13 protein-coding genes are annotated in these 12,740 nt (G+C 69.1%); 3 read left to right on the top strand and 10 right to left on the bottom strand.

From position 1 onward, the window contains the following. The first annotated feature begins 166 nt into the window (after positions 1-166). Positions 167-835 (top strand): transcriptional repressor LexA, encoded by a 669-nt coding sequence (gene lexA, locus FMP39_RS21240; protein ID WP_011554445.1) that lies wholly within the window; start codon positions 167-169, stop codon positions 833-835. 43 nt (positions 836-878) lie between these two features. Here the strand turns inward: lexA and FMP39_RS21235 are convergent, their stop codons facing one another. The 5 genes from FMP39_RS21235 to eno form a co-directional block, all read right to left on the bottom strand. After that, entirely contained in the window at positions 879-2,021 is a 1,143-nt protein-coding gene (locus FMP39_RS21235; protein ID WP_141592118.1) for a lipopolysaccharide assembly protein LapB, read from the bottom strand. A gap of 15 nt (positions 2,022-2,036) precedes the next feature. After that, positions 2,037-3,158: a hypothetical protein gene (locus FMP39_RS21230; protein ID WP_141592117.1), complete on the bottom strand. Its 1,122-nt coding sequence runs from the start codon at positions 3,156-3,158 to the stop codon at positions 2,037-2,039. Positions 3,159-3,220: 62 nt separating this feature from the next. Then, positions 3,221-4,156: a M23 family metallopeptidase gene (locus FMP39_RS21225; protein ID WP_141592116.1), complete on the bottom strand. Its 936-nt coding sequence runs from the start codon at positions 4,154-4,156 to the stop codon at positions 3,221-3,223. A gap of 2 nt (positions 4,157-4,158) precedes the next feature. Continuing rightward, positions 4,159-4,947: a 5'/3'-nucleotidase SurE gene (gene surE / locus FMP39_RS21220; protein WP_141592115.1), complete on the bottom strand. Its 789-nt coding sequence runs from the start codon at positions 4,945-4,947 to the stop codon at positions 4,159-4,161. Positions 4,948-4,951: 4 nt separating this feature from the next. Then, positions 4,952-6,250 (bottom strand): phosphopyruvate hydratase, encoded by a 1,299-nt coding sequence (gene eno / locus FMP39_RS21215; protein ID WP_141592114.1) that lies wholly within the window; start codon positions 6,248-6,250, stop codon positions 4,952-4,954. Positions 6,251-6,329: 79 nt separating this feature from the next. Between eno and FMP39_RS21210 the strand changes: the two genes are divergently transcribed. Continuing rightward, complete coding sequence (locus FMP39_RS21210; protein ID WP_194858503.1) at positions 6,330-7,400, top strand: ADP-ribosylglycohydrolase family protein; 1,071 nt, start codon at positions 6,330-6,332, stop codon at positions 7,398-7,400. Positions 7,401-7,499: 99 nt separating this feature from the next. On the opposite strand, the gene FMP39_RS37505 is transcribed toward FMP39_RS21210, so the two are convergent. The 4 genes from FMP39_RS37505 to FMP39_RS21195 all read right to left on the bottom strand — a co-directional run bounded on the left by FMP39_RS37505 (position 7,500) and on the right by FMP39_RS21195 (position 9,980). Next, the gene (locus tag FMP39_RS37505; protein ID WP_002639449.1) at positions 7,500-7,676 is read right to left on the bottom strand and encodes a hypothetical protein; all 177 of its coding nucleotides are present in this window, start codon (positions 7,674-7,676) and stop codon (positions 7,500-7,502) included. A gap of 412 nt (positions 7,677-8,088) precedes the next feature. Next, positions 8,089-8,514 (bottom strand): type II toxin-antitoxin system RatA family toxin, encoded by a 426-nt coding sequence (locus FMP39_RS21205; RefSeq protein WP_090490852.1) that lies wholly within the window; start codon positions 8,512-8,514, stop codon positions 8,089-8,091. Between the two features lie 41 nt (positions 8,515-8,555). Further along, a complete protein-coding gene (gene glpX, locus FMP39_RS21200; RefSeq protein WP_090490853.1) occupies positions 8,556-9,521 on the bottom strand; it encodes a class II fructose-bisphosphatase in 966 nt (321 codons plus the stop codon). 30 nt (positions 9,522-9,551) lie between these two features. After that, positions 9,552-9,980, bottom strand: a complete 429-nt coding sequence (locus FMP39_RS21195; protein WP_011554454.1) for a thioesterase family protein — start codon at positions 9,978-9,980, stop codon at positions 9,552-9,554. A 98-nt stretch (positions 9,981-10,078) separates the two neighbouring features. On the opposite strand from FMP39_RS21195, the gene FMP39_RS21190 reads away from it, so the two are divergent. Next, the gene (locus tag FMP39_RS21190) at positions 10,079-11,692 is read left to right on the top strand and encodes an alkaline phosphatase family protein (RefSeq protein WP_194858502.1); all 1,614 of its coding nucleotides are present in this window, start codon (positions 10,079-10,081) and stop codon (positions 11,690-11,692) included. Positions 11,693-11,845: 153 nt separating this feature from the next. Here FMP39_RS21190 and nadC read toward each other — a convergent pair whose 3' ends face one another. Continuing rightward, positions 11,846-12,730 carry a carboxylating nicotinate-nucleotide diphosphorylase gene (nadC, locus tag FMP39_RS21185; RefSeq protein WP_090490856.1) on the bottom strand — a complete coding sequence of 295 codons (885 nt, stop codon included), beginning with the start codon at positions 12,728-12,730 and terminating at the stop codon, positions 11,846-11,848. Positions 12,731-12,740 lie beyond the last annotated feature (10 nt).

The raw sequence follows: 12,740 nt of genomic DNA, 5'->3' as shown, positions 1-12,740 counted from the left end.
CCCACCTCAAGAAGTGGGAAACAGGACGGAACGGGGCACACCGCGAGTGTGCAGGGTGACACCGGACGAGTTGACTCTACACGTCTGTTCAGGGAGAGTGACACTGAAAGCCTGTTGCCTGGGGGGAACGACTCCCCGGCAGGACGGCAGACGAGTGAGGGAGCGCATGGAAGAGCTCACGGAACGCCAGCGCGAGATTCTCAGCTTCATCGTCAAGGAGACGGAGACCCGGGGCTTCCCGCCGACGATTCGCGAAATCGGGGAGCACATGGACATCCGCTCGACGAACGGCGTCAACGACCACCTGAAGGCGCTGGAGCGCAAGGGCTACCTGAACCGGGGCGAGCAGCAGAGCCGCTCCCTGGTGGCCACCAAGCGCGCGCGGTTGCTGCTCGGCCTGGGGGCTCGCAAGGACTCGGGCATGGTGGAGATTCCCCTGCTGGGCAAGGTCGCCGCCGGCGCGCCGCTGCTTGCGCAGGAGAACATGGAGGACTCCGTCAAGATCGACAGCTTCCTGCTCGGAGGTGTGAATGGCCGCGAGGTCTTCGCCCTGCGCGTGAAGGGGCAGTCGATGATTGACGACGGCATCCACGACGGGGACTACCTCTTCGTGAAGAAGACGCCGTCCGCCCAGCCGGGTGAAATCGTGGTGGCCCTCATCGAGGACGAGGCCACGGTGAAGCGCTACTACCCGGAAGGGGACCGCATCCGCTTCCAGCCGGCCAACGCCACCATGCAGCCCATCTACGTGAGCCGCGCGGAGTTCCGGTCCACGATGATTCTGGGCCAGGTGGTGGGCGTGTACCGCAAGCTCCAGGGCGGCCGCACCCCGTAGTCCACCCCACCCGTCCCGGGCCGTTTCCTGGCCCGGGCGTGGCTCAAGGGCATTTCTTCAGGGTGGCGTCAGCCGCCGTCGCCCGCGCGCAGGCGGCCTGCAGGACGCCGGTTTCCTTGAGTTCCCGCGCCAACTGGGCGGTGACGACGTGCAGCTCGGCGTCCTTCGCGTGGTCCTGCTCCGCGCTGAGGTTGGCGAGGATGCGCAGCGCGTCCGGCTTGCGGTCCATGGTGGCCAGCAGGCTTGCCAGCTCCCGCAGCTCGCGGATGTCCTGGCCGGACACGGACTCCAGCGCCGCGGCCAGCTCCTCCTTCGCGGCCGAGTCGTCCTTCCTCGCCAGGTGGATACGGGCCAGCGCCACGTGGACGATGGCGCGGTCCTTCACGCGCAGGGACTCCTTGTACGCGCTGATGGCGTCCCCGGGCTTGTCCAGCTTCATCTGGATTTCGCCGACGAGCTCCCAGAGCGTGGGATCCCGAGGCGAGCGGCTGGCGGCGTCGCGGTAGGCGTTGGCGGCCTCGGTGAGGCTGCCGGCGCGCACCAGGGCGTCTCCCAGGGTGGCGAGCACGTCCGCGGTGTGGATGCCGTCATCCACGGCCTTCTGGGCAGTGGCCAGCAGCTCCGGGTAGCGCTGCTTCGAGGACAGGACGTCCAGCGCGCGCATGATGAGCGCGGACTTCTGCTCCGGGGAGGGCGCCGCGTTGGACGCGAGCGTGAAGTGCCGCACGGCCGCGTCGTGGTCGCCCTTCTTGAGGTCCAGGTCGCCCAGCGACTCCAGGGCGTTGAAGTCCTGAGGGAAGAGGGCCAGGGCCTTGCGCAGCGAGCTCTGGGCTTCGACCACCTGGCCCAACTGCGTCTGGATGAAGCCCAGGCGGCTCCAGTTGGTGGAGCGCTTGGGCTCCAGCTTGAGGGCGGCCTCGAAGGCGGCGGCGGCGTCCGTCAGCCGGCCCATGGAGAGGTACACCTCGCCGCGCGCGGCGGGCAGGCGCGGGTCGTCCGGGGCAATCTGCTGCATGGCCTCGAAGGAGGCCAGGGCGGCGTCGAAATGGCCCTGGAGGTACTCGGCGGTGCCTTTGACGTAGAGGCCCTCCGCGTGGTCCTTCGGTTTGACGCGAGGTGTCTCGTCGTCACAGCCCGTCAGGGCGAGCAGGGCAATCAGGGAGAGGGCGCGCGGTCGCGGGAACATGAGGGGCTCCGAGGCTCAGAAGTGGTACGCGATGCCTGCGTTGAGGTCCAGGTTGAGGCCGTCTCCCAGCTTCGATTCCGAAAGCCCCAGCACCGCCTGCGCGATGTTGGTGCCCAACTCGACCTGGAAGCCCACCGAACCGGCGATGAGGTACTCCAGGCCCGCGAAGCCCACGACGGTGGGCAGCGGGCCGGTGGACTGGAAGATACCGAAGTCACCGAAGGACAGCTGCACGCCCAGGCCGAAACCCCAGTAGGGCCGCAGGGACTTCTCCACGTTGTGGTAGTGGCGCGCGCCCACGACGCTGGGCAGCACGTTGAGGCCACTGCGCACGCCGTCCTGCGTGGAGCGCACGTAGCTGAAGCCCACCTGGAGGAAGCCGACCCATTCGGGGTGGAACCAGTAGCCCACCTCGATGTCGCCACCGGGGTTCACGTTGGAGAGCTTCTCAATGAAGTTGTTGTTGACGCGCAGGCCCAGCAGCAGGCCTCCGCCCCCCGTGCGCGCGGAGCCCCCCAGCAGCGGGCGGGCCGCCACGGACTCCTCCGGCGGGGCGAGCGCGGCGAAGAGCTGGTCGGAGACGGCCTTCGCGGTGCGCAGCAGGTCCTCCGCTTCGGGGGCCTCCGCGCGAGGCCGGGCCAGGATCCGCCCGCCCGCGGCGTCCAACAGGTTGGCGGTGAGCAGGTACTGGTCGCCGAAGCGATCCAGGCGGCCGGCCACGACGTAGCGGGCGCCGGTGAGGGCCACCAGTTCCTGGAGGCAGTCTCCCCGGTCACACGTCTTGAGGCCCTGGAGCTGCTTCTGGCGCTCGTCGTCCAGGGCGGCCTCGACGTCCCACTGCGAGAGGACTCGCAGCCGCGGCGACTCCGCCAGCCGCGAGGTGATGAGCGAGGTGACGCCCGGCGCCGCGTCGCGGCCCGCCTCGTTGGCCTCCAGCATCAGCACCGCCACGACGACGGGCCCGGCCGCATCGGTCGTGCTCGCCTGGACCGCGGCGGCCTGTGACACAGGGGCTGGCGCCTGGGCATGCGCCGCCGAAGCCAGCAAGACGAAACAGGAGAGCCACCAGGACACGAAGCGCGACACGGGCCGGCACTCTACCTTCACCCGGGCCCGGCACCGAGGCCCAGACGTCACACGACGTAGCGCCCTGCCCCGCCGCCTGGAGCAGGAAGGCAGCCGGGCCCGCGCCGCCTCGCCTACGAGGAGGGCATCGGCCCCAGGAAGTCGAGCGGGTCCACCGGCTTGCCGTCCAGGCGCACCTCGAAGTGCAGATGGGGCCCGGACGTCCGGCCCGACTCGCCGACGGTGGCAATCACCTGCTCGCGGCGCACCTTCTGTCCGGTGCGCACGCGCAGGTCGCGGTTGTGCGCGTACAGGGTGATCAGCTTGTTCGTGTGCTCGACGATGACGATGTTGCCGTAGCCACGCTGCTCGCCCGCGTAGAGCACCGTGCCTGCCTGCGCCGTCTTCACGGGCGTCCCGGAGGGCGCAGCCAGATCGATGCCGTCGTGCGGCTCCTTCCCCTTCTTCCCGAAGCGGCCGTACAGGACGCCTCTCATAGGCCAGTCAAGCTGCCCCTGCGTGGCCACACGAGGCCGGCCCGCGGCGCTCGCCGGACGCGACATGGACCGGCTGCGCGACGGGGGCTCCTCACGGCGCCCCAGGGTCGGCACGCTGCGCCGCCCCCCAGCCGACGTAGAGGTCCGTACCGGCTCCGGGTCCGCCTCCGCCAGGGCCCGCACGGGCACGCTGCGCTCGACACCAGGGATGGTGAGCTCCTGCCCCACCGCCAACGCCCACGGCGCCTTGATGCCGTTGGCCGCCCCCAGCTCCTCCACCGTGAGGCCGTAGGTGCGGGAGATGCGGTACATCGTCTCGCCCGGTGCCACGCGGTGGCGCACGGCCACCAACTCCGGTTCTTCGTGGACGCCCCGCAGATTGAACGGCAGCGGCGTGGTCCGCTCCGCCGCGTCGGTGACTTCCGCCGTCTCCTCTTCACGCGAAACGGCGTCCAACCCGGTGTCCGGCCCGGCAACGGAGGATGCCCGGGTGCCCACGCAGCCGCTCAGCAGCACGGCCAGGAGGAACACCCGGAGCGCCCCACGCGCTCGGCTGGACACGCACGGCGCCAACGCTAGGCACCGTCCGGTTCATGCCGGTTGAAGCCATCGACCTGCCACCCGGAGAGGTCCGGGAGCCGGCCATGGTCCGTCAGCTCGAAGTGCAGCGGAGTGACGGAGACGCGCTTGTCCCGGAACACGGCATTGCAGTCGCTGCCCGGGATGTCCTCGTGCTGGTAGTCGCTACCGCCAATCCAGTAGTACTTCCGGCCACGAGGGTCTTCGTTCTCCACCACCTCGAAGCCATACGAGTGACGGCCCTGGCGGGTGACGACGTAGCCCTCCGGTTCCACGCCCCCAGGGATGTTCACGTTGAGGAGCATCCGCGGCGGGAGCGGACGCGACAGGGCACTGGACACCAGCGAACGGGCGAACCGGGCCCCCGGCGCGAAGTCGAAGTTCCGCCGGGCCACCAGGCTGAAGGCAATGGCGGGCACGCCCAGGAGCGCACCCTCCATCGCCGCGGCCACCGTGCCGGAGTACATGATGTCTTCGGCCAGATTCGCGCCGTGATTGATGCCGGAAACCATGAGTACCGGGCGATCATCCTTCAGGAGATGGTTGATCGCCAGATAAGCGCAGTCCGCGGGGGTTCCGTCGACGGCGAACCACCGCTCCCGCACCTCCTTGATGCGCAGCGGCCGGTGCAGGGAGATGGCGTGGGAGGCGGCGCTCTGCTCCCTATCGGGAGCCACCACCCACACCTCCCCCAGGGGGCTCACGGCCTCGACCAGCGCCTGAAGCCCCTCTGAGAAATAGCCGTCGTCGTTGGAAACCAGGATGCGCTTGGGCTTGTGGCTCACGGGCTCACTTCTTCTGGTTCAAGGCGCGGAACACCGACTTGCCAGCGTAGCGGGCCGCGGCCCCCAGCTCGCCTTCGATGCGCAGCAACTGGTTGTACTTGGCCACGCGGTCGGAGCGGGACGCGGAGCCCGTCTTGATCTGCCCGCAGTCCAGCGCCACCGCCAGGTCGGCGATGGTGGTGTCCTCCGTCTCGCCGGAGCGGTGGCTCATGACGGACGTGTAACCGGCGCGGTGCGCCATGCGCACGGCGTCGAACGTCTCCGTCAGGGTGCCAATCTGGTTCACCTTCACCAGGATGGAGTTGGCCGTGCCCGTCTCGATGCCGCGGCCCAGGCGCTCCACATTGGTGACGAAGAGGTCGTCACCCACCAACTGCATGCGCGAACCCAGCACGTCGGTGAGCTTCTTCCAGCCCTCCCAGTCATCCTCCGCCATGCCGTCTTCGATGGAGATGATGGGGTAGCGCTCCGAGAGACCCCGGTAGTACTCGAGCAGGCCGGTCGAGTCGTACTCCTTGCCCTCGCCCTTCAGCTTGTACTTCTTGCTGCCCTTGTCGAAGAACTCGCTGGCCGCCACGTCCAGGGCCAGGAAGAGCTGCTCACCGGCCTTGAAGCCCGCCTGGTCGATGGCCTCCATGATGAGCTTCAGCGCCTCTTCGTTCGCCGGCAGGTCCGGGGCGTAGCCGCCCTCGTCGCCCACGCCCGTGGCCAGCTTGCGGCCCTTGAGAATCTTCTTCAGCGCGTGGAACACCTCGGCGCCCCAGCGCAGGCCCTCCGCGAAGGAGGACGCACCGGCGGGCACCACCATGAACTCCTGCACGTCCACGCGGGTGTCCGCGTGCGCGCCGCCGTTGAGGATGTTCATCAGCGGCACCGGCAGCGTGCGCGCCTGCACGCCGCCCACGTAGCGGTACAGCGGCAGCCCGTGCGCGTCCGCCGCGGCGCGAGCGGCCGCCATGGACACCGCGAGGATGGCGTTGGCACCCAGCTTGCCCTTGGTGGCGGTGCCGTCCAGCTCCAGCATCCGCTGGTCCACCGCGAACTGATCCGCCGCGTCCATGCCCACCAGCGCGGGCGCGAGCACGTCGACCACGTTCTTCACGGCCTTCTGCACGCCCTTGCCCAGGTAGCGATGCTTGTCGCCGTCGCGCAGCTCGATGGCCTCATGCTCACCCGTGGACGCACCGGACGGCACCGCGGCGCGGCCACGAGCGCCTCCGGCAAGCTGGACCTCCGCCTCCACGGTGGGGTTGCCACGGGAGTCGAGCACTTCGCGCGCCAGAATCTGAGAAATCTCGGTCATAGGTTGCCGTTTCTAGAAGAGCCCTCCGGGTCGGGCAAGCGTGCTCGCGGCCCGCGCTGCTACAGTGTCCACCCGTCGAATGCCTCCGCCCCAACGCCGCCCCGCCTTGAAGGGGCCTGACCCATTGCTCGCTCAACGGCGCCGCGGCGCGCTGCTCGGCATGGCCGTGGGCAATGCCCTGTCCGTCCCCACCGCGCACCGGCCCTTCATGGCCGTTCCGTTTCCCAAGCAGGCGGAGGGGCCCTACATGAAGCTGATGGGCGGTGGTCCGCATGAGCTGCGCCGTGGCCAAGTGACAGAAGAGGTCCAGCTCGCGGCCTGCCTGAGCCACAGCCTCCGGGCCATGAAGCGTTACGATGCCGCGGACGCACTGCGTCGTTACCGCGCCTGGCAGCCGCACGCCTTCGACGTTAGCGAGCCCATGGCGGAGGTCTTCGAGGACTGCCAGACGTCGGGATTCCCGCCCCTGGGCGCGGGCAGGCGCGTGTGGCTGCGTGCGTACCGGAAGCCCGCGGACCCAGGGAGCCTGGCCCGCGCGGCGCCACTGGGCGTGTACCTGGCGGGTGACGCCCACGCGCTCACCCAGGCCTCGCTGGAGGACTCCGCCCTCACCCACTTCGACCCACGCTGTCAGCTCGCCTGCGCGGCCTTCAACGCGGCCATCGGCCACGCCGTCACCCATGGCGCGGGCCTCAAGGCCGCCGACCTCATCCCCGCCGCGGAGTCGGGCCTGCTGCTGGCCGGCGCGGCGCTCGGGCGTTCCGCCAGTGACTACGTGCAGGAGGTGTCCTTCGCCGCGTCGCTCCTGCGCGAGGACCTGGCCATCGCCCAGCAAGAGGACCCGATGCTGTACGGACCGGAGCTGCACCTCCACCGCCCCCTGCACGCGGTGCGCGTCGCCTTCCGACTGGCCTTCTGGGAGCTGCTCCACGCGCCCAGCGCCGAGGCCGCGCTCCTGGACGTCGTCCACCGGGGCGGCGACACGGAGGCCCACGCCACCATCACCGGCGCGCTCGTGGGCGCCTTCCATGGCGAGCAGGCCCTGCCCGAGGAGTGGCGAAAGCAGGTCCTGGAGGCCCTGAGCACCGTCAAGGGGCCACTGTGGGATGTCTATCACCCCCGGCACCTGCTGGCCCTGAGCAACGCCTGAGGGCGCCTGAATGCGCGAAGCCCGCGGGGCCGTCCTGGGAAGGACCGCCACCGCGGGCTCGGGGACACACTGGCGCGGCCGTCAGGCCGCTCGCCAGGGTCAGGACAGCAGGTCGATGACCACCACGCCCCGCTGGGGCTTGTCGTCCTCGGTCTCCGTGCGGCGACGCGGGCGATCATCCGGCACGGGGAGCGGAAGCTCCACCACCGGCCTGTCATGCTCCTCACGGCGGCGCTCACGGCGCTTGATTTCTTCGATGATGAAGGCGTCGAGCATGGGTCTTCCGTCTCCCTCAGCCTACGTACCCCGATGTACGCCCATCCCGCCCCAATACCATTTCCACCAATATCAGATGCAAATTAAGAACCCCGGTTCCGCGCTGGGTACGTTGCAGCCATCTCGCACGGTTGCTCGTCTGCCACCCGACACCCGGGCCAGGGCACCCAGGGCAGAAATGTCGTGGAGGCCGAAAATCCGTCGGGATGGTGTTCATTTTAATGCCCTCGAAGCGGCCCGCAAGCGGACCGTCCCATGGGCATACTCCTCGTATCCGGCGTCGCAAGCCCCTTCGATTTGGCCTCGTCCGCCCGCCTGCTGCGGCGCGCGGAGCATCCGGGTCTCCGAAGGCTCCTGACGGCCGGCGGGCGATGGTGGAGTCGCCCGCCAAGAAGCCGCCCGGAGGTGTGATTCAGGGCGCCTCGAAGCGGCGCTTGAAGGCGTCCAGCATCTTCGGCAACGAGGTCTCCACCAGCGCGGAGACGACGCTCTTGGGCACCAGCGCGCCCAGGGCCATCTCCACGGTGTAGGTGGCCTTCGTCTTGCCTTCGCCCTCGGGCTCCAGGACCCAGCTGCCCCGGTTGTCCTTCATGAACTCACCCTTGATGTAGGTCCAGGACATGCGGGTGGGCCGCTCCTCCGTGACGTGGATGGAGTAGTTGATGGTCTTCACCACATCCACCTTGTAGTGGACGTCCACCGTGTTGCCCTTGCGGTTCTCGGTCCGGATGCCCTTCACCTCGGGAAGGAACTCCGGGTACCGCTCATACTGGGTGATGACGTCGAAGACCTTCTCGATGGGGGCGTTGACGACGATGGTTCGCGAGGCGCCAGGCATGGGTGTCTCCAGGGGACATGAGTCAGGGTGGGAGCTGCGGCCTAGAAAGCGTACCCCGGCTTCTTGTCGAACTTGTGCACCGACTGGATGAAGCGGACGGTGCCCGTCTTGCTGCGCATGACGACGGAGTGCGTCTCGCAGCCGCCGCCGAAGAAGCGCACGCCCTTGAGGAAGTCGCCGGTGGTGACGCCGGAGGCGGCGAACATGACCTCGCCCTTGGCCAGCTCCTCGGCGGTGTAGATCTTCGAGATGTCGGTGATGCCCATCGACTTGGCGCGTTCGATTTCGCCCTGGTTGCGGGGAACCAGCCGGCCCTGCATGTCACCGCCGGTGGCGCGGATGGCCGCCGCGGCGATGACGCCCTCGGGCGCGCCGCCGATGCCCATCAGCACCTCCACGCCCGTGTCCTCGAAACACGTGGCGATGGCGCCGGCCACGTCACCGTCCTCGATGAGCCGGATGCGGGCGCCCGCCGCGCGAATCTCCTTGATGAGGTCGGTGTGACGCTCGCGGTCCAGCACCACCACGGTGAGGTCTTCCACGTAGACCTTCATCTTCTCCGCGATGGAGCGGAGGTTCTCCGTGGGCGTCTTGCGCAGGTCGATGGCGCCCCGGGCACGCGGGCCCACGGCCATCTTCTCCATGTACGTGTCGGGGGCGTTGAGCAGCCCGCCCTTGCCCGCCATGGCCACCACGGCGATGGAACCCGGACGGCCGTAGGCGCACAGGTTGGTGCCCTCCAGCGGGTCCAGGGCGATGTCCACCTCGGGCGCCCCCTCGCCCCGCTTGCCCACCTTCTCGCCGATGTAGAGCATGGGCGCCTCGTCGCGCTCGCCCTCGCCGATGACGACGGTGCCATCAATCTGCAGCGCGTCGAAGGCGCGGCGCATGGCGTCCACGGCGGCCTGATCCGACTCGTCCTTGTTGCCGCGGCCCATCAGTCGTGCGGAGGCGATGGCCGCCATCTCGGTGACGCGCACGACCTCCATTGCCAGGTTGCGATCCATGTGTGTGCTCCTTGCGTATGCCGGAAGGGTTCAGGTGGAAGGGGAAGAGCCCGGGGAAGGCCCGGTCGTTTCGAGCAGCCGGATGAGGGAGTCCGGCAGCCGCGTCGGCTTGCCGTCCCGCCCCACGCAGGCGTGACGGGTCATACCGGTGCAGAGCAGCGTGCGTGGCGCACCGTCACGAAACAGCGCGTAGGTGAACACGATGGACGCGCGGCGCAACTCACTCACGGTGGTTTGGATGACCAACAGATCGTCGTAGCGCGCGGATGCCTTGTACTGACAGCTCGCCTCGGCCACGGGTAGCAGGGCACCAGAGCGCTCCAGCTCGGCGTAGCTGCCACCCCGGGCGCGGAAGTACTCACTGCGCGCGAACTCGAAATAGCGGAAGTAATTCGCGTAGTAGACGACACCCATCTGATCCGTGTCGCCGTAGATGACGCGAAGGCGGGCCTCGACCATGAATCGAGCGACCCTAACAGCGCGATGTGCGGCGTCCAAGCAGTGACACGCGTTGTTGGTTGCTTCTCACCATCCCGGCGGAGATGGTTCTCATCCCAATGATTCGTGCACTTTCCCTTGCCGTGGCGCTGGCCACCCTGCCCGCTTTTGCCCGACCTCCCAGGCTGACGCTCGTCATCAGCGTGGACGCGCTCGGCAGCGACGTGTTGCTACGCAACCGTCCGCGCCTGAAGGGCGGCCTGCACCAGCTGATCAACCAGGGCGCGTACTTTCCTTATGCGCGCTACGGCTACGCCGAATGCCGCACCGCTCCCGGCCACGCCACCCTCTCCACGGGCGCCAACCCCTGGCGGCACGGCATCGTGGACAACCGGTGGGTGGACCGCTCGACGATGAAGCGCGTGATGGCCTTCGCGGACGCGGCCCACCCGGTGCTGGAGGTGCCGCTGAAGCCGGGCCAGGACTCCGGCCCCGCCCACCTCATGGTGGAGACGCTGGCGGACCGGCTGCGCGTGACGACGCAGGAGCGCGGCAAGGCGGTGGCGTTGTCCATCAAACCCCACGCGTCCATCGCCCTGGCCGGGCGTGCGGGACAGGCGTGGTGGTTCGACAAGGGCGAGGGGAAGTTCGTCACCGGCACCTGGTACACGAAGGAGTTCCCGGCGTGGCTGAAGGCGCTGAACGCGCGGAAGCTGCCGGAGGCCTCCTTCGGCAAGAAGTGGGAGCTGATGCGGCCGGCCGCGGAGTACGTGGGCGAGGACGAAGGCCTCGCTGAGGCGGACGTCTACGGCCTGGGCCGCACCTTCCCCCACCCGCTGGACGGCGGGCTGCCGTCGCCGGGCCCTACCTTCTACCAGGCGTTCGCCCTCTCACCGGACTCGCATGACCTGCTGGTGGAGGCGGCCAAGGCGGCCATCGCCGGCGAGGGACTGGGCCAGGACGACGTGCCCGATCTGCTGGCCGTGAGCTTCAGCGGCACGGACCTGGTGTTCCATGAGTACGGGCCCTACTCGTGGGAGATGCAGGACACGCTGCTGCGGCTGGACAAGGCGATGGGCAACCTCATCGCCGCGGCCGAGCGCGCGGCGGGTGGACGCGGCAACCTGGTCATCGCGCTGTCCGCGGACCACGGCGGCGCGGCGATGCCGGAGCAGTGGGCCGCCAAGGGGCTCGCCGCGAAGCGGGTGAGCTCGAGGGAGCTGGCGGAGAGCCTGACGCAGGCGCTGCGTCAGCAGTTCGGCGGCGACGTGACGGCCACGCTCGAACAACTGGACGTGTACCTGGGCGGCAAGACGCACCAGGGGGGCGCGGTGGACGTGGCGGTGCGGCGCGCGGCGGCGGCGTGGCTGACGAAGCACCCGTCGGTCATCACGGCCGTGGCCCATGATGACCTGTTCACCGCGCCGGACACCGAGGGCTACCTGACGCTCATGCGCAAGAGCTACTACCCCGGGCGCAGCGGCGACGTGCTCTTCATGCTCCGGCCCTTCCACATGCTCCACTACATCCCCACCGGCACCAGCCACGGCACGCCGCATTCCTATGATTCACAAGTGCCCGTCCTCTTCGCGGGCAAGGGCGTGAAGCCGGGCCTGTACCTGGAGGAGATCGACCCCGTGGACTTCGCCCCGACCCTGTCGGCGCTGATGGAGATGGGCATGCCCGCTTCGGCGGAGGGCAAGCCCCGCGCGGAGGTCCTCACGGGCAAGTGAGCGAACGCGTCAGCGCAGCGGACACGCGCTCTGACGGCGCCGTCCGCTGCGGTCCGTATGCCTTGAAGAGAGGGCTCGGCGCGTCCAGGCGGGATGCCGGGACGCCCTTCGACGCGGAGGCGCTGGAGCCAGGAGCGCCTCCGTGTCCGCGCGCTACGCTGGCTTCGGCTGCTTGCTGCGCGCGGGCCGCTTCGCCGCGGCGGTGATTTCCAGCGACAGGTCCATGGCCCGCGCGGAGTGCGTCAGCGCGCCCATGGACACGAAGTCGATGCCCAGCTTCGCCAACCGAGGCAGCCGGTCCAGCGTGACGCCGCCCGACACCTCGAGCGGCACGCGGCCCGCCGCCAGCTTCACGGCCTCGCGAATCTGCGCATCGTCCATGTTGTCGAGCATCACCACGTCGGCGCCGTGCTCGATGGCCTCCGCGAGCTGCTTGAGGTTGGTGACCTCGATTTCGACCTTCGTCAGCCGAGGCCCGTTGAGCTTCGCGCGGCGCAGCGCCTCCGCGATGGAACCCCCCACGGCGGCGATGTGGTTGTCCTTGATGAGGACGCCGTCGAAGAGGCCGAAGCGGTGGTTGGAGGCACCGCCCATGCGGACGGCCTCCTTGGCCACCGTCCGCATTCCCGGCGGCGTCTTCCGCGTGTCCAGGACGCGCAGATTGGAGCCACGCACGGACGTGACGGCCTGCTGCGCCAGCGTCGCGATGCCCGCGGCCCGCTGCACGATGTTGAGCGCGGTGCGCTCCGCCGCGAGCAGCGAGCGCATCCGGCCGTAACACCGCGCGGCGACCATCTTCGGTTTGATCTCCTGACCGTCGCGGCGCAACAGCTCCACCTCGACGTTCGGGTCGACCGTCTTGAAGACACGGACGAAGGCGTCCAGTCCCGCGAGCACCAACTGCTCCTTGGCGACCAGTTCCGCGCTGCCCTCGTAGTCAGGAGGGATGAGGGCCTGCGAGGTGACGTCACCCGCCGCCCCCAGGTCCTCATCGAGTGCGAGCGCGATGAGCCGGTCGAGGTAATCCTGCTGCTGCACGTCTCCTCCT

It is taken from the genome of Myxococcus sp. AB056, assembly GCF_006547365.1.
GTDB classification, from domain to species: Bacteria; Myxococcota; Myxococcia; order Myxococcales; family Myxococcaceae; genus Myxococcus; species Myxococcus virescens.
The sequence above is the reverse complement of the archived record's forward strand: the minus strand, read 5'-3'. Positions and strand labels throughout refer to the sequence as shown.